This is a genomic window from Paenibacillus sp. ACRRX, assembly GCF_022346885.1.
GTDB lineage: Bacteria > Bacillota > Bacilli > Paenibacillales > Paenibacillaceae > Paenibacillus_B.
On the sequence record NZ_JAKRNK010000005.1, the window covers coordinates 316252 to 335203 of the forward strand.

The 18952-nt window shown below is 50.6% G+C and carries 10 protein-coding genes and 1 pseudogene; all 11 read right to left on the reverse strand.

Annotated elements, in window-relative coordinates:
* Positions 1-37: 37 nt before the first annotated feature.
* Positions 38-1087, reverse strand: a complete 1050-nt coding sequence (gene sbnB / locus MH117_RS17010) for a 2,3-diaminopropionate biosynthesis protein SbnB (protein ID WP_239330413.1) — start codon at positions 1085-1087, stop codon at positions 38-40.
* Positions 1080-2075, reverse strand: coding sequence for a 2,3-diaminopropionate biosynthesis protein SbnA (gene sbnA, locus MH117_RS17015; protein ID WP_239330415.1), 996 nt, complete (start codon positions 2073-2075; stop codon positions 1080-1082). Before sbnA ends, sbnB begins: the two co-directional genes overlap by 8 nt.
* A gap of 38 nt (positions 2076-2113) precedes the next feature.
* A complete protein-coding gene (locus MH117_RS17020) occupies positions 2114-7804 on the reverse strand; it encodes a non-ribosomal peptide synthetase (RefSeq protein ID WP_239330417.1) in 5691 nt (1896 codons plus the stop codon).
* A 17-nt stretch (positions 7805-7821) separates the two neighbouring features.
* Positions 7822-10623, reverse strand: coding sequence for a type I polyketide synthase (locus tag MH117_RS17025; RefSeq protein ID WP_239330419.1), 2802 nt, complete (start codon positions 10621-10623; stop codon positions 7822-7824).
* A 32-nt stretch (positions 10624-10655) separates the two neighbouring features.
* Complete coding sequence (locus MH117_RS17030) at positions 10656-11405, reverse strand: polyketide synthase (protein ID WP_239330421.1); 750 nt, start codon at positions 11403-11405, stop codon at positions 10656-10658.
* A gap of 15 nt (positions 11406-11420) precedes the next feature.
* Positions 11421-12191 carry an enoyl-CoA hydratase/isomerase gene (locus MH117_RS17035; RefSeq protein ID WP_239330424.1) on the reverse strand — a complete coding sequence of 257 codons (771 nt, stop codon included), beginning with the start codon at positions 12189-12191 and terminating at the stop codon, positions 11421-11423.
* The gene (locus MH117_RS17040; RefSeq protein ID WP_239330427.1) at positions 12188-13453 is read right to left on the reverse strand and encodes a hydroxymethylglutaryl-CoA synthase family protein; all 1266 of its coding nucleotides are present in this window, start codon (positions 13451-13453) and stop codon (positions 12188-12190) included. Before MH117_RS17040 ends, MH117_RS17035 begins: the two co-directional genes overlap by 4 nt.
* A 22-nt stretch (positions 13454-13475) precedes the next feature.
* Entirely contained in the window at positions 13476-14702 is a 1227-nt protein-coding gene (locus MH117_RS17045) for a beta-ketoacyl synthase N-terminal-like domain-containing protein (RefSeq protein ID WP_239330430.1), read from the reverse strand.
* Positions 14680-14928 (reverse strand): acyl carrier protein, encoded by a 249-nt coding sequence (locus MH117_RS17050; protein WP_239330433.1) that lies wholly within the window; start codon positions 14926-14928, stop codon positions 14680-14682. The genes MH117_RS17045 and MH117_RS17050 overlap by 23 nt, the downstream gene beginning before the upstream one ends.
* Complete coding sequence (locus tag MH117_RS26725; RefSeq protein ID WP_481857276.1) at positions 14929-16536, reverse strand: acyl carrier protein; 1608 nt, start codon at positions 16534-16536, stop codon at positions 14929-14931.
* Positions 16519-18945: pseudogene (locus MH117_RS17060) on the reverse strand (type I polyketide synthase); the annotation flags it as partial. The pseudogene MH117_RS17060 and the gene MH117_RS26725, both read right to left, overlap by 18 nt.
* Between the last annotated feature and the right edge of the window lie 7 nt (positions 18946-18952).

Consider the following 18952-nt stretch of genomic DNA (forward strand, 5'->3'; position numbering starts at 1 on the left):
CAGCCCTATAACTCCCATCCCCATCGACCATTGACGACTACAACTTCCCGCCACGCTCCAGCCAATTCGTTGGGAAGAACGAGCCGACTCGAGTCCCTGCCTGCTGCTCAAGTGCACGCTTATAAACATATTCCCCTAACGCAATATCCAGTATGCCGAGGCCAAAAGCGCTATACACGACAGGCTTGCTCTGCTCCCTTGGACGAACATTGCCAAGCAAGATGTCGCCGATCGTGCAGCGAATAAATGCACGGTCCCCTGAGTGCTGCTCGGCCAAATGGACAGACGTCTGCGCTCTGCAGCAATGATCCACATCGTCGACGATATTGTCGACGGACAAGATTGCCTCCGCGCTTATATCCCGCAGCGACGTGTGCAAAATGACGCTGTCCGGCGAGCACATAGACAGATCATGGATGTGCGGCTGTACTGCCGTGGTCGCCAGCGAGATCACCTCCGCCTCTGCCAAGATCGATGTCATATCCGGCTTCAGTATAATTTCAATATTGCCCGCATATTCCTGGCATTTTCGTTTGAACTGCTCAGCTCTTGCGGAATCGACATCGTAGACGTACACGGTGTGCACCTCTGGCCTGACGCTCAGCAAGAAGCGGAACGTCTCATAGTTAATCAACCCGCAGCCGATCATCCCCACGGTGTGGAGGGGCATGTTTTCCCACAAGCGATCTGCTGCGAGAGCCGCACCTGCCGCCGTACGCTGTGCGCTAATCACGGAGCTCTCCATAATCGCCTTTGGCCGACCATTCTCCATTGCATTTAATATAAGTGTCGCGGACGCTCGCTCAAGACCTTGTTGAATGTTATTCGGAAAGGAGGCGATCCATTTCAGTCCAGCGACGTTGAAGTCTCCCCCAAGATAAGCCGTTAGCGCAATTATACGGTCCCGCTCCTGCTTCGGAAAGCGGAGAAAAGTAGAGTGAGGCAGTTCACTATCACCGAGACTGTGCGTTTGATAGGCAGCTTGGACAAGCTTAATCGTTTCCTGTTCATGACCTTGCAAAATATCAACAATCTCGTCACCTGTCAAAAGCACCATTTGCCCTTGTTCGATCGCTACACTACTCATCGATTTGTACCCCTTTTAAATGTGATTGGACCCACTCTTCCGAATAAACCGTATCCATATAACGCTCACCGCTATCCGCTAATATCGCCACACAGGTAGAATTGTCGCTAATTTCCGCTTCAAGACGCTTAATCGCCATAATAATGGCTCCAGAGGACCCGCCTGCCAAAATAGATTCCCGCTGCAGCAGCAAGCGGCAACCCTCCACACATTCCATGTCTGTCACATGCACCTGCTGATATTCCATGCCTGGCTGGAATAGCTCTGGTACTCTGGCAGCACCATGGCCAGGAATTAATCGTTTGGCCCTTCCTTTGTCACCGAAAATCACGCTGCCTTGCGCATCCACCGCCACAATCTTCGTATTCAGTCCGTGCTGCTGAATATACTCAAAGCACCCTCTGAACGTCCCGCACGTACTCACGGATAGGAACAAATAATCGATTTGGCCATGCAGCACGGTCATAATCTCATTCATGAGATGACGGTGTGCTAACGGGTTGTCAAGATTGGCATATTGGTTGCACCAAAAGCTGTTAGGCGTGTTTTCCTTTAGCCAGCTAACACGATTAATTCTCGCTTGCAAATACTCACCCGTTACAGGATCAGGCTCGTTAACCATATCAATGATCGCGCCGTATGCTCGGAGCACCTTGATCGTCTGCTGATTTGTCTTCGGGTCAAGCACGCAAATAAATCGCAGTCCCAAGTAGTTAGCCAACTGGGCCAGCCCTACAGCAAGATTGCCAGAGCTTGATTCAATAATGGTGGTATCTTCATTGATGTCGCCGCGTTTCCACGCTTCCTTGATCATGCTAAGAGCGGTGCGATCTTTAATACTTGAGCCTGGATTGTACATTTCGAGCTTGCCGTACAGATTAAATCGGTTTTGTGACACAATACGCTCTAACTTTAAAAGGGGGGTATTGCCAATTAATGATAGAACTCCATTGTCCGGAAATGCACGCGCTTCTATTGTATTTACCATCCTTATCATCACTCTCCACCTGATATGGCCTCTCTGGATTACACTCGTGCTACCATTTCTTTGCGACTGTCAGACACTTCTACCCAATAACGTTCTTTGTGAAATGGGTACGTAGGCAGCGGCACCCTATAAGGCCTTGCTCTCTCGTATAGCTGGTCCCATTCCACTGTTGAGCCAGTCGCCCACTGCTGAACCACTTGTTCAGCAGTTAGCTTCGCAGCAGCTCCTGCTGCCTCGGCTTTCTTTCCATCGATGTGGTCTGTCCACTGCTCAGTCTCAACATCTAGTGCTTGAACGGTACCTCTGTAATACTCGCGTTCATCCATTTTTCCCTGGGCAAACCCTAATAACTTGCGATGAAGTTCATCCAACCCAGCTGCCGTTAGACCAAGCCGTTCCTCGAATTCTTCCCTGCCGGATTGGAGTGTGTAGGCTATATCCATCAGCCTGTATGGACGTTCCTTCACTGTGTTGTCAATCCGATTGGCTCGTTGTGATGCTTGGTCTGACAGGCTGTCCTGCAGAAGCGGCTGAATAAATGCGGCCAAGTCCGCAGCATATTGGCGCAGCGATCGCTCGCTTTTGGCCGACAGCGGAATGGCATATTCTCGCTTAGTGTGGTTATCACTCTCAGCTGGTTCCTCCGCGTATAGATGCTGCTTGTTGAAATGTTCCTCTACAATCGCATGGGCGATCACCCCGCCGCCGCCGAAAGAACTAATCCCTGCTCTTCTTGGCTTGCGCTGGCCAAGCGTGTCCAAGGTGTCATGCCATGGTGTATTCTCTTGAATGACGTAGAGCGGGCTATCTTCCAGCTCCAAATAAGGATTCAGCTCTTGAATATTAACATTGGCCGGGATGATACCATGCTGCATGGACAATACAATTTTGAGCAAACCTGCCAGCCCACCTGCCGCTTCCATATGCCCAAGGTTGGATTTGACGGAGCCAATGCCACAAGCAAAAGAAGCTTTCGCTTCAGATGATCCACTTTCCAACGACTCCTTCATCGTTTTGCTCAGTGCATTAACTTCTACAGCGTCAACCAGGCTGATCCCAGGCCCATGCATTTCAACATAGCCGAGCGAACACAAATCGACGGAGTGACGCTTATAGGTTTCCTTGATCAGATCAGATTGAGAAGTAGATTTTGGTGCAGTGAATGCGCTGGATCGACCGATGTGTCGTGTCGTGCACCCTCTAATCACAGCATGGATATGATCATGGTCGGCGATTGCTGCCTTTAATGGCTTTAAGACTACAGTAATGACACCTTCTGATCGGACATATCCATCTGCATCCTTGTCAAATGTTTTGCAGCGGCCGTCACTGCTCAACTTGCCCAGCTCATCAAACACTGTAAATAATCGCGGACTTAGTATTAAATTGCTTGCTCCGATGATCGCTGTATCACACACGCCGCTGCGCAAGGCTTCCACCCCCCGGCTTAGCGCCGTAAGCGAACTGGAACAGGCGGTATCTACCGCTTCGCTCGGACCCGTAAGATCAAAGTAATGAGAGATCATGTTCGGGATCAAGGTTCGCTCCATGCCTGCTGCGGCATGCAGATCCAGATTGTGCCCGCTTTCGCGGAGCACGTCCATATAATCCGTATAAGCCACAGCCATAAATACGCCAACTTGGCGAGTAGACAGCTCGGACATCTTGTATCCGGCATCTTCTACTGCTTTCCAAGAGGCCTCCAGCATAAGGCGCTGCTGCGGGTCCATCTGCCGTGCTTTTTCTTCAGGCACACCAAAGAAACCGGCGTCGAATTTATCCACATCGGCGATAAAACCACCCCATCTGGCCTTTGTATGTTCGCCGGATACTTGGCGCCAATCCCATCTATCGGCAGGAATCTCCGTAATAACATCTACGCCGCCAACTAAATTGTTCCACATCTCTGACACGTTACGTGCACCTGGTGTGCGAGCATCCATCCCGATAATGGCGACAGCCGACTCCATCCACTCTACGTCCAATTCGTCCGAATCTACTGCTGCTTGCTTACCAGCATCATGGAAAGGAACGGCTTCATCCCTGTGGAATGTTGCCGATGAATCATTTAAAATGCGATCGGTGCTCTCTGTACAATCGGTGTCGAGACTTCCCTGCTGCCATCGCTGCAATAACTCGACATAACTGGCGGTTAATTGCTCCTGATAGTTGCTCAGCAAATAATGAATGATACCCGTTGTCGTAGCAAAATCAAAAAACTGCGGTGGAGCAATCCGAATCCCGTACAATTCATCCAGCTTAGCACTCAGTGTAATAAATTTGATCGAGTTAAAGCCGCTCTCAATCAGATTGGCTCGCCTATCTAAATCCGTTACCGCCAGGTTCATCATCTCGGCAATCACAGCTCCAACATCCTGTTCGAGCCAGCCTTGTAACAACACTCGAAGCTCTTTTTCGGATGGCATGACGGGAGTTGAGATCGCCTCCTTAGCTGCTGCCTGATGACTGAGCATCTTTTCAGACTGGCTGCTTGCCCCGTTTCCAGTATTCGGCCATTCCCTATGGCTAACAGCATCGTTAGAAACAGTACCGCTTTCACCTTTCGTTGCAGCTGAAGCATGCTCTTTAGACAGTTTTAACGCTACATCGACTCCATATTGATGCCCAATGTCATTCAATGTGTTGGCGGTTAGCCAGTTGCGATCAATCTTGCCGTTAGCAGATAACGGAAACTGCTGCAGCCGCAGCCAGACAGCTGGCACCATATATTCTGGCAATGCTTGGCCCAGTATTCTTTTGAAGGCCTGATGCCCATCCGCAGAGGATGAAAATGCAGTCTCGGCATCCGCAATCCAAAATGCAACCAGCGTCTTGTCCTCCAGCGCCTCGCCTTTTGCCACTACAACCGCCTCTTTGATCCCTGCTAGCTTCTGCATAGCGGCTTCAATTTCACCAAGTTCAATCCGGAAGCCTCGCACCTTCACTTGATAATCAATTCGCCCGTGGTACTCAATATCTCCGTTGGCCAAATATTTGGCACGATCTCCCGTACGATACAGCCTCCCTCCAGGCTTGGCGGCCAAATGATCGATCAGGAAAGCTTGCTTTGTTCGTTCAGGATCATTTAGATAACCACGCCCCACCCCTTCTCCGGCAACATACAATTCACCAGTTACACCGATTGGTACCGGCTCCAGATAACGATCCAGTATATACAGTCTCGTATTTTGAATCGAGCGACCAATAGGCATGATGGTACGATGCTCCTCTGGCGGAGCATACAGTACATAGTGAGCCACATCGTCCGAACATTCTGTTGGGCCATAGGCATTCATCATTGGAACGTGAGCATATCGTGCGAACCATCTTACGCACAAATTAGGCGGCAATGCCTCGCCAGTTACAATCATCCACCTTAGACTATGAAGCTTGGCTGTCAGGTCAGGTCTTGCCTGAATGACATCAAGCACAGCATGAAGCAAAGAAGGAACCATCTCCAAAATGGTCGTACGCGCAGCAGCGATGACATCGAGAAATGGAACGGGATCCATCACAAGCTCATCCTCAACGATTCGAGTCGTCCCTCCCACTACGATAGCGGAGAGAAACTGCCATACCGAGATATCAAAGCATTGAGAAGCATTTTGCACAACTACATCGCCTGGCCCAAGGGACAAATCATTTATTTTGGCAAACAAATGATTTAACATGCCCCGCTGCTCCACCATAGCCCCCTTCGGTTTACCCGTTGAGCCTGATGTGTAAATAACATAAGCCAGATGATCCGCAGACACGCGTATATGTGGATTACGACATTCTGATTGTTTTCCGTACAACTGTTTTATAGGTAACATAGCAAGCTTCATTTGATTCGCCTCTTGGATAAGAGGTTTTGATTTGTCTGAGGAAGTAAGCAGGACTTGGGCATCACTGTCACGGATAATACCAAGATGTCGACTTGAAGGATGCCGTGGATCAAGCGGAATGTAGGCAGCGCCAGATTTAAAAATCCCGAGCATCGCAATCAGAAAATCACAGCCACGATCCTCCAAAATGCAGACCCGGTCATCGGGAACCACGCCTCTCGTAATTAATGCAGTCGCCACTTCGTTCGAATATCGATTTAATTGCGCATAAGTAAGCGACGTATTGCTGTCAACAACAGCTACAGCATGAGGTGTTCGTTCAGCTTGCTGCTCAAACAGCTCATGTAAGCGGAATTCACGAGGATAAGACGCTGCCGTATCATTCCATTGCACAAGCTGACGCGTCCGCTCAGCGGCACTTACGATTGGGAGCTTGCTAATTGGCAGGTGCGGGTTGTCCGCGATGCTGTGAAGCAGTGTTAAAAAGCTGTCTGCCATGCGGGATACGGTATCACGCTCAAACAGGTCGGCATCGTAACGCAATGCTCCTGCAAAGCGCTCACCGAGCTTCGTCATGACAAGCATCAGATCATTCTGTCCTTCTTCGCTTGGCAGATCAAATGGAGTCCACAATGCTGTGCTGGTGCTGTTCGCCTGCTGCGCTTTGCGGATATCATCAATAAAAACAAACATGACTTGCAGCAGCTGCTGCCGGCTCGGATCAGGCTTCAGCCCAAGCTTGTCCAACAGCAGGGCAAATGGATACTCCTGATGCTCCAGCGCTGCCAGCACAGCCCGCTTCACCTGGCTGGTAAACGAGGCGAACGTCGGCTCTCCCGCACAGTCCGCTCGAATGACGACGGCGTTGATGAAGTACCCGACTACACCAGCCCATTCCGGCTTTGTCCTGCCTGTTGCTGGCGTGCCGACAATCAGTTCTTCCTGACCGCTATAACGGTGCAGCAGCACTAGATAAGCGGCGAGCAGCGTAACGTACAGGGTGCTGCCTGTCTCCTGCGCTGCGGCTGATAATCTGCCTAGCAGCGCGGAGTCAAGTTCAAAGGCGACGGAATCGCCATTTCCTCGTTGAACTGGCTGACGAGGATAGTCCACAGGCAAATGTATCGACGGAAGCTCACCGGAGAGGCGATCACACCAATAAGCAGCAAGCGACTCGCCTTTAGGCCCTGCCAGCATCTGATGCTGTTGTACTACGAAGTCCTCATACTGGCAGTCAAGTGGAGGCAGAATGACTTCTCTGCCTGTCAGTTTTGCACGATAACAAGCTTCCAATTGCTCAACAATCAAATGGTACGACCACGCGTCCATAATGATATGATGTGCTGTCAGCACCAGACAGCAATGATCATCCATTCGGAACAACTCCGCACGAAACAAAGCGCCTCGTTCCAGACGAAACGGCTCCTTGCTGCGTCGAGTCATCTCTGCTCGGGCTTGTTCGACGCTGAATGCCCGACAATCGTAGGTTTGCCACCATACACGATGTTGGTTATGGATGACCTGCAGCACATCAGGGCCGTCGCTCCGAAAAGTGGAGCGTAAAGCAGGATGCCTCTCCGTCAACTGTTGACAAGCCTGCTCCAACGCATGTTCGTCCACTTGTGAAGTCAATCTTAAGCCAAGTACTGTGTTGTAAGCTGTACTTTCCGGGTAAAATTGATGCATCATCCACATCGCTTGCTGGGCTGGCGACACAGGTGCCAGTTGAAAACTATTAGCACTACCCGTTAGCTTGGTGAACTCTGGCCGATAAGCAAGCAGCTCTGCCCGCATCGACTCTGTCATGACGCCGCCTTCATCGCTGTAGCGCAGCCTGCCTTCGTCTACTTTAAAGGCAATCCCTTTCAGCATCAGTTCATGAAGCAAGGCAAAAAACCGCATATGGCTCCTCCTTTTTCTTATAACTCCATCCATACTGCTTCATCTTGCTTCTTTTCTTTTTGGCCCGGAACACCGTATTCTCTCTGCTTCATTTGATCCATTCGAGGAACGTTATGTTCTACATCAAGCCATTGCCTACGTTCCGCGCCACTGGAATGCTCTGATGCAACAGCTTCAGTCTGTTTAATGGCAAGTTCATGATTAACGCCTTCCAGCAGCTGAATCAGCTCACGCGTATTCAAGCCATCCATAAGTTGGACCATCGTGACCTCAAGGCCAAAATCCTTCATTATCATATTTTGGATATGGATCGCCACCAGCGAATCGAGGCCCAGTTGGATAAATGGCAGTCCCTCATCTAACAAATTTACAGACTGATTCGACTGAATGCCTATGCTGTGCCTAGCCAGCAGCTCGTAGACATAAGTCCTTGCATCTGTAGAAGCATGGTGAGTTGGCGCTTGGATTTGCTGAGTTGGAGCCACATCTGCTGCTGCATAACGCACCCAATAGCTCTCCTTTCTCAACGGATAGCCTGGCAGTCTCAATCGCACAGGGCTGGAAGAGCTGTTAGTATACTGCTCACGCCAAGGAACAATGCCTCCATTCACCCAGGTATTGGCTACATCAATTAGATGCTTGAAATCGTTCGGCGGCAAACCATCTCGTAGACTTTGTGGTCCCTGCCAATGAAGAGACGTTTTAGAGTATGCAGCAAAGGTAGGCGCAGCTGTGGGATATGATCCTATTGAATTTGTGCCAGTGTTCAGTGAGTCTGAGGTGTAAATATTTGGAGTGTCTGCAGTTGTAAGGCTTGTATCGGATACATGCCTTTTGGTAATCACATGAGGTGAGGTCTGATTGTTCAAATAACTTTCCAAGCCTAACAACAGATCGGACACGTGAGCAGCGATGATCACGACACGTTCCTTCATCGGTTCCCGTCCAGTCTGAAGCGTATAAGCCAGCGATTTTACCAATTCGGGGTTATCATAGCCTTTACTGCTAATCCATTTTCGAAGCATATTGGCATATCGTATAAGTCCATCTGCATCTGGAGCAGACAGAGGAAATACATATTGTCCAACAGATCCAGCATTCCTTGCATTTGTGGAACGTCCAGCATCTGCCGCATTCATGGCAGCAACATGTGAAGAGGATAAAACGTTACCTGCGACCATTTGCGTGGCAACCTGCGACAGTACTTGCGTTGAGCAGGCAATCTCCTGAGCTGAGGATACATATTCTTCAATAACAAGATGGGCGTTCGTGCCACTGAACCCAAAAGAGCTCACCGCAGCACGTCTTGGTGCAGACGCAGCAGTATTCCATGGCCGCAGCTGCGTATTTACATAAAACGGACTCTCGCTCAACGTAATGTGGTCATTTAAAGCTTCAAAATGAATTGTCGGTGGCAGCAGCTTATGCTGCATCGAGAGAAGGACTTTAATAACACCTGCTGCTCCGGCAGCCGTCAACAGATGACCGATATTACTTTTAACCGAGCCAAGGGCGCAGTATCCTTTCTTTTGCGTGTAGGTCTGAAAGGCAGCTGTCAACGCTTCGACTTCGATCGGATCACCTAATCTTGTGCCTGTACCGTGAGTCTCGACCATCGTAATCGATTCAGGATCAATGCCAAATCGCTCGTATACATCACGCTCCAGCTCACTTTGAGATTGACCGCTAGGGGCTGTAATCCCGTTTGTTCGGCCATCCTGATTCACCCCCCACCCGCGAATGACACCATAGATAAGATCCTCGTCCCGTACAGCATCCGCCAGACGTTTGAGCAGGATGACGCCAACGCCTTCACCTGGCACAAACCCATTTGCCCGATTGTCAAACGTAAAGCAGCGTCCGTCCGGCGACAGCATGCCTGCCTTGCTTGTCATAATATGCATCGCGGGATTTGTCAGCACGCATACGCCGCCTGCCAGCGCCAGATCGCTATCCCCCAATTTTAAGCTGTTGCAGGCTTCCGCAATCGCAACCAATGAGGCAGAACAGGACGTGTCTATTGCCAAACAAGGACCTTTTAAGTTAAGGAAATAAGAAATTCTGGCGGGCAGGATCGCGATAGAGCGTCCTACAAGTCCGTATGCGCTCATCCCTTCATTGCCCATGAGATGATCGTAATCGTTCACGGAGCAGCCTGCGAATACGCCGCAGCGGCTGCCAGCCAAGCTGGAGGGGGCTATGCCAGCGTCCTCCAGACTCCGCCAACAATGCTCCAGGAACAATCGCTGCTGCGGGTCCATAAATTCGGCTTCGGCAGGAGACAATTGGAAGAAATGCGGATCGAATTGGTCCGCTTCCTCCAATACGCCCATCCACTTGGAGTAGCTTTTGCCAGGTGTCTTGGGGTCTGCGTCGTAGAACGACATATCCCACCTATCCGCGGGCACTTCACTTATGCAGTCGCGTCCTTCCGCCAGATTGCTCCAAAATTGCTCCATCGTGTTCGCCTGTGGAAACTGCCCGGACATCCCAATGATGGCTATGGCATCGGAGTCTCGCTTAAGGCGGGCTGCTCCATCATTGCTCTCATCATAAGAATCACGTATCGGTCCAGAAGGCTGTGGGGAAAGTTCGCGTCCTAGCTTCGGTTCTGTTGTAGACACTTGCTTGTGCAACCATTTCGATTCCGGTATAGAGTCTTGTATCTCTTGACTCAAATCTTGCCTTGCATCTTGTGCTGATACAGGCCCTTCCGCTAAACGTTGTTCCTGCCTCGAGGCCTCGCTAAGTCTGTGCTTAGCCTCCGCCAGACTAATATTTCCCTCCTGCAGAGACCGTAAGATCGCTTGTGCGTTCATTTATCTCCCTCTTTATCTGTCAATTTAATACTTTAGTTGCCAAATAACTGTGTGATCCGTTCTTTAACTTCTGCTTGATGAATCGTCTGTTCGTGCATTTCGATCTCCTGTTGGATGACCTCTGAGAGCTGCTCCCGAATCGCCCTTGTCAAATGGTGCTTCAAGGTCAGCAGCGATGCTCGTGGCTTCAATGCCATATTTCGTGCCAGCTCCAACGCCTCCGCCAATACATCCCCTCTTGGTACAACGGGAAACGGAACGCCGCGACGCTCCAGCTCGCCCCCTCTATAAGCGCTGCCCGTCAGCAGCATTTCGCTGCCGAGCGAATACCCCAGCTTGTACGGCATAATAAAGGTAGCGCCCATACCTGGCGTAAAACCGTATTTCATGTAATTGGCTGTGTATACACTTTCTCTACTTAACACCACAAAGTCGGCAAAGAGTCCCATCGACAATCCCCCGCCGATCGCATGTCCCTGCATAGCTGCAATGACTGGAACCGGACATTCCAAGGACAGTTGAAATACGGATGCATCTGTAAATACGGCCCGGCCTGCATGGATGGACAATAATCCTTCCTTCGTGCCCCCAGATGAGAAATAGCTGTCATATCCCGTCCAGATCACTGCACGACAGCGCTCGTCCGCCCCGATAAGCCGAAATGCCGCTTGCAGCGAAGCGGTCATGTCAGGGGTAAGCATGTTTTTATGCTCGCGGTCTTCCATCTGCAGCAGCATGATTCCAGGTTCTATCTCTTTCATTTGAACGATTGATTGTTTCATAACTGGCGTTCGCTCCTAGGATTCCCATGGAAATAGTCCTGTCGCGGCATAACGGCTGATTCTTTCACGAGTTGAGGGGTCCGCAAACATCGTTTGATTGGCCCTAATCGCCTCTGGCTTGGCAGCTGATATGTCATCACGAAGCTTGGACATGTATAACTTGTAATTCACAATACCTTCCCTTGATATTCGAGTCAGCCGCGGGATGTGCTTGCGCAACAGCAGTTCACTGTCGGGTCCAACTGCATCAGCAAGCCCCCACTCATACGCTTGGCTTCCACTGATTGCTTGCGTGGATAACGTTAAGTAGTGGGATCGCTGGTAGCCTATGCGGCGAATGAGAAAAGGCAGCACACATGCCGGAAACAAGCCAAATAGCATTTCCGATAAACTGAACTGCGCCGAATCTTCTGCAATAACCATGTCACAAGCTGCTGCAAAGCCCACACCACCCGCATTCACCTTTCCTTTTACATGTGCAATTGTGACATACGGTCCGTTGGCAAGTTGTTCCCATAACGCATAAAGGGGGGCAGCTACATCGAGAGCCTCTGACCCTGCCGCATCATGCTCGCTTACATGCTGAAAGTCGGCACCAGAACAGAACACATCCGGCAAACCTTCCAGCACAATGACCTGGGTATGATCACCGCAATTAACCAGCGCGTCCGAACATTCGAAGATCATAAGGTCATTAATCGAATTGTCTGCATCTGGCCTGTACAACTGGATATATGCCACTGGACCTTGATGACGAATGCGGATGGTCTCGTAAAGGCTGCTCATGTGACATTGGACCATTTGTACACGCGGTGATAATCGCGTATCTCATCAAGCACGAGTCGCGGTGCCGTATGCCTGATCACGGCCTGTGGAATAAACAGCGGGTCGAGCTTGGCGTTGCGTGTGCCGAACTTGACAATGTCGCTTGCTTGCAGCACGGCTTCGTACTCATCCATCGCGAGTGAATAACGCGTCGATAATTGGCGGCCAATTGCCAGTTGACGTTGTCTCTCCTGCCCTTCAGGTGTCACGACACCACTGAAAAATTCAGCGCAGCATCCTGATCCGTAAGAAAAACAGCCGATTCGTTTCGGCACGTCAAAGTTGCCTTGATCAATTGTGCTGGTCAGCGCAAGAAACAGCGTGGCCCCCATAATGTTGCCGACTCGCTGACAGTAGTGCAGGCCAGGAAGCACACGCTCTTCAAAGTCCTGCTCAATCTCGGCGGACTTTGCTTTGACCATCTTGCGCATCATCGTGCGATGGGCGCCTTTGACCATGCCACCAAAAGGCGTATGATATGCCATGTAATCAAACGTTTCCCGGTAATGAACTCCGCTTACCCGACGTTCATACTCCAGATAAGTTTGCTCACAACAATCCAGATAGGAGAGCAGCGATAAATCCGCATTTCCGGCTTCACTATCCGGTACTGGTCGGCAAGTATCCATGACCTCATAGCCATAATACCCATTGGCGCCAGGATCGACCTGAAAGACAACCGGCTGCTCCGAGACGAGCAGTGCTACGGCGCCAGCGCCCCCACTGGGCTCCACAAAGGACCAGTCCGGCGACAATTCATCTCCTTCTTCAACTTTCAAGTAACGAGAGATGTCCGTAGCAACGACCAATACTTTAGCACCCGGCGATACTTGCGACAGCACAAAATTAACAGCCATCTGAAAGCCAGCGGTTCCCGCATAGCAGGCTTGTTTCATTTCAAATAGCCTGCAGTTTCGCGACAGCCCCAAGTAATGGTGAACATAAGTACTGATGGATTTGCCAAAATCGATACCCGATTCCGTACATGTAATCAACATCTCGATCCGGTTCTTTTCAGCTTCGGACATTGCGTCAATTATTGGCTTTGCCGCATTAACCGCAAACGTTACCGGGTCCTCGTACGGGAGGGCAACTGACTTTTCTACCATTAACAAATTTTCAAATCGGCCTGTATCTAACTTGCGATATTTGGCCAGTTCCATCACATTCAGGCTTACCGTACCTCCAAAAGCATTCATTGCTTCTATTCCCGCTGAGATCATCTGCCCTCTCCCTGCTTTCCGTTCATAATCGCTGCAAAATAACGGCTGTGTTCATGCCGCCAAATCCCATGCTTAAACTTAATGCGTTCCGGACTTCATGGTCCATCGACTGATCCGCGACCCAGCGCAGCGCTGGATCAATCGGATCATACAAGTTGCGGGTGGGATGCAGCTTGGAACTCTTGATCTGGAGAAGTGTTGCCACTAGCTCCACGTTTCCCGCTGCACTGAGTCCATGACCTGTAATTGACTTGGTCGCATTCAGATAAGCCTGTTCAAGACCACAATCTCTAATGACCTGTAGTTCAGTCTCATCCCCAATTGCCGAACCTGTTCCATGCGTATTGATATAATCAATCTCGCTCGAATCCACACCTGCGGAGATCAATGCCTTCTGTACGGCACGTGTCTCCCCCTCCGCAGAAGGGTTCGGGTTCCGATTGCCGTCCGCTGCCATGCCCCAGCCAGCGATGCGAGCATAAGCTTTCTGCCCGCGCTCCGCAGCATGCTCCGCACGCTCAAGAACTATCGCACCGCAGGCTTCTCCGTAAATAAAGCCGTCCCGCGAACGGTCAAAAGGCCGGCAAGCCGCGCCAGGATCACCCGCATAACGATCGGAACCCATCGCGCCAAGCGAACGTAATGCCTGGCACTCCAGGTAGGACAAATCCATCAGCGCCCCCAAAGCAATGACAACGTCCGCTTGACCGGAACGAATCACCTCTGCTCCAGCGATTACCGCCGCTTGGCCGCTTGCTGAGGCCCCGCCTACCGTATAGGCAAATCCTTTGATATTGAATTGCTCCGTACATATGCCGCATAAATCACTATCCATAAAAGTAAGTGCGTAGGTTGGCCTCGTGTAGAGCGGCCGATTCGCATAAGTATCATAGGTGAGCAACTGCTCACGCTGCTGTACATTTGAACCGCCAATAATGAGACCGATTCGTGTCGGATTCACATTGTCCAACCGCGCCTCTTCCCACGCTTCCAGCAGTGTGACCAGTGCGGCTTGACTGGTCAGCGATGCACCTCGCCACAACCGCTTGGCGATGCGGTCCGCAGGCAGCATCGGGGCCAACTCCGCCCCGATAAAGCTGCTCTCCTTCTGCCGTCCCGGCCGCTCCATTATGCCAAAAGCATGATCACCACGGAAAAGGGCCTCAGCAAACGCTGATTGCCCTTTTCCTACTGCAGAAGTTATTCCCGCACCGGTGACCCACACGTTAGACGAGCTGCAATTTGTCATAAATCAGATCCACCAATTCACCAATGTTGGATGCGCCAAACAATTCAACACGAGGAATATGCAGTGACAATGATTCCATCGTCATCATTACAATTTCGGCCCGATCGACAGAATTTGCGCCCAGATCCGTCAATCGATCTGTATATTGGAACTTGTGCCCTTCTAATTCTGGCAACAACTCCCGACTATGGTTGATGACAATGTTAAAAATAAGATCCTTGTTCATCTAAACGCCTCCTAATGTCATAAGCAGCTTTTCTGCTTGCTGAATGTCAAGCTTTCCCGCCTGCACTTGCTGCAGCACGTGATCTACAGACGGCTGTGAACCATCATAATCAGATAATTGTGAATTGAGATATGTGGCGAACTCGCGCAGTGTCGGATAGTCGTACAGCTTGGTCGCTGTAACCGTTGTGCCGTATTGACGGTTTACTGCGCGCAGCCATTCAACGCCAACGATCGAATCCAGCCCCAGATCAATAAATTTCACTTCGGTATCAACCTTATCAATAGTTAAATACAAAGCTTCAGCTAGAGTTTCGGTAAGTTCTTGCAGCAGTGAGCCCATTTGCCTGCTTCCTGTTGAGATATCGGGTATGGAGATGCCTGCAACTGATGATGAAATGCTTCGCGTCTCTGATATCGTCTTATGTTCGGCAGTTGTCTGATTCGATAAAGTTCCTGCCTCGGCTTGATGCAATTGATTAGCTAAATAGGAAGCTAGGTCACGTACATTCGGATAGTCGTACACTTTAGTGGCCGCAATAGTGGTGCCATAGCAGCGATTAATGGTACGCATCCACTCTACCCCGATAATCGAATCCAGTCCCATCTCGATAAACGGCTTATCTGTATCGATATCAGCAGCACTCAAATATAACGCCTCCGCTAAGCTTGACGTCAATTCTTGACGCAGCCGCTGTGCGAGCATTGAAGCAGCTTCCGGCGAACTCTTGACAGTGGTCTGATGGAGGTAGCCTTCGTACGTTTGATCCTGGCTCTCCACTGAAGTGAGCGATTCTCCAACAGGTGGTTCTCCTACGTTCGGTAATCTACTTAACCTTTCATTACCTAGCTGTAGTTCACCGTACTGGGGCGAAACAGCTTGCGCGGCAGTCGTTACACCATGGAGATTCTTTTCAGCTGTATAGTTCGACAGCGGTCGCAGCTTTACAGTTGATCTCTCGGCAGCTGATGAATGCTGGACCTCTGGAGGCCTATTGCTGGTAGGCTTAAGTTTGATGCCTGTCGGCTTCGCTGCTGTATGCACTTGAACAGCAGGCGATGGAGCACCAGGCTCAGTCGAAGCAAACGAACGTTGCAAAGCATCTCTCGATGCCGTCTGCTCATACTGACGATTTGACGATTCTGTTCGGAGTGTGTCTCGTTGAATCTGAGTCGTATGACCAACTGCGTCCATTGCTGCTAGAGACTGACCAAGTTGGCTGATCTGAATTGAGGCCTCGGCAGTTGGAAGCCGCTGACCATTACGTTGTGATGCATCCACTGAGTGCTCGTGATGACTATACTGGCCTACGCTCTCGGACCGCGCAGACACGGACTTCCATTGCCCAACCCAATAGTGTTCGCGTGCAAACACGTAAGTCGGCAAGCTTAGTCGCTGCGGAAGGACACTTTGATACATCGGTTTCCAATCCATGTCCAGCCCCCGCGCCCAGATTTCTGCCAGTTTATGATGCTTATCTTTGGCAAACCAGGCCTCAACCGCCAACTTCAAATCTTCGTCTGCGAACAACGAAACCAGATCTTTGCTTCGTTTGGTATGACCTCGGTACAAGCCCGAGATCGATTCTTCCCCTGAAACGTAAAGCATAAGTTTATCGCGCAATTGCTGCACAGACGCGACTACAATGCCAATTCGTTCTTCAAATGCCTGCCGACCTGTCTGCAGTGTATAGGCTGCATTTGCAAGCTCGGAATCTTCCAGCTTGCCTGCATCCAGATAGGTCAGCCATTGAGCAGCCTGATCACGCAAGCGTTCTTCATTCCGCGCTGACAACACAACAACAACCGGTTTCACTTCTGTTGAAGATGTCCGCTCTGTTTTCTGCTTAATTGGCGGAATATACTCTTCAATGACCGCATGTGCATTGACGCCACCAAATCCGAATGAGCTTACTCCCGCGCGGCGCGGCACCACATTGCCATACTCATCACGGAGCGCTGTCCATTCCTGCTTATGCTGTACGATATAAAACGGGCTGTCCTTGAGCTGGATATACGGGTTCACCTCATCACAATGCAAGCTCTGGACAAGCGTCTGATGTTTGATTTGCAGTAGAACTTTGATCACACCAGCAACTCCTGCCGCCAGTTCCAAATGCCCAATATTGGTCTTGATTGAGCCCAGCCCACAATGCGATTGAGTTGTTGCTGGCAGACCACTTTTTTCATATAAGGCCTGGAACGCCGCTTTTAAGCCATTAATCTCGATCGGGTCACCCAGCTCAGTCCCTGTTCCGTGAGCCTCAATGTATGTCACCGTTCGAGGATCAATCCCTGCTTTGCCATACGCCGCTTGCAATAGAGCCGCTTGTGCCTTCGGGTTAGGAGCTGTTAATGATTGCGCACGCCCGCCATGATTAACGGCAGTCGCACGAATGACGCCATGGATCGTATCACCATCCCGTTCCGCCTCATCCAACCCTTTCAGTACCAGCATGCCTACACCTTCACCGCGAACGTACCCGTTGGCAGCAGCTGAGAAGGTCTTGCAACGACCATCCTCACTCAACATTCCCGCTTTGTTAAAGCTGATATGTGGTTCTGGCGACAAGATGGTGTTTACTCCACCGACAATGGCCATACGGCAACTACCATTCTGAATAGCCGCCACGGCACGGTCTAAGGCTACCAATGAACTGGAGCACGCCGTTTCGATCGGTTCACTTGGCCCGTGAAGGTCCATGAAATAACTGATTCGGTTAGGACCTACGGAAGAAACACTGCCGGTAGAAGTGTAGCCTTCAATCGGCAAGCCCGCACGATAGACATGCTCGCTGTATCCACTGCTCGCAGTACCGACAAATAGACCAGTGTCGGAACCTGCCAAGCTGGCAGCTGCATAACCAGCATCCTCCAGCGCCTTCCACGCATACGTCATCAACAGCCGCTGCTGCGGGTCCATCAGCTCCGCTTCTCGCGGTGAGATGCCAAAAAATTGCGGATCAAACTCAGCGATCCCATTCAGGAAGCCGCCCCATTTCACATTGGACTTGTTGGGCTCCATGGCAGGGTCACCGAAATAGGACTGCCAATCCCAACGATCAGCTGGAATTTCGGTAATGCAGTCCTTGCCTTGCAGCAGATTTGCCCACAATTCCTCCAGGTCATCAGCCATTGGAAACTTGCCGCTCATCCCAATAATAGCAACTTGTCCTGGCAGGGCTTGTTGATTAGATGCTGATCTCCCGCCTAGAGGGTCTGCGAGTGCTTGTTTGGCACTTATAAGTGGTCTTGTTTGATATTGTGATACGCCAGACAGGTCAGATGCAGAGGCTCTAGCTGTATGCTCTGTCCCATGTGTATGAGTAGAGCGGTGTAGAGAAGTTGATACGTTTGAGGCGTTCTGTGCAAAGCGTGCACGACGAGGTAACGGAGCTATATCCAGCTCGTCTACAGCTTTCAGGCTCCCAGCTTTGTTTAGCAGCTCTTCGCTCAGTGCTTCAGATGGCAGCAGCAATTGAGCAATCGTCTCGTAGTGTTCTTTAACCATGTAGTCGGCAAAGCTTTGGATCGTCGCGTACTCAAAAAAGATTGCCGGAGTTAGATCCACTTTAAATTGTTCATTTAATCGATTCGTCAGCTCCGTAAATGTAACTGAATCAAACCCATAATCGCTTAATTTTAGCTGTGGCTCAATATCTTGCGGCTTCACCTTAAGCAGTTGAGAGACCAGTCTGGCAAGCGTCTCTTCTATCGCTGTTGTAACAAGCGAAGCATGTCTGCCTGAGCCTCCTGTTTCTCCGCTTGTAGTGGCAGCAACAGCCGTAGCGGCTGCGGCCTCGTTCCAGCCTGACGTCTGCTTGGCGCCACGATCAGTACCCCTCTCATTGCCTGTCATACGCGTTCTCATCTGCGCCAAGTCGCCTTCCAACACGATTAGATGCGGCGCTTGCAGAGATAGCCCATCATATAATGCCTTTATTCCAGAGGCTGTTCGCATCGGAATAATGCCGAGGTGATGACGCAGTCGTTTCTCGTTCTCTACGTCTACCGTCATCCCCCCC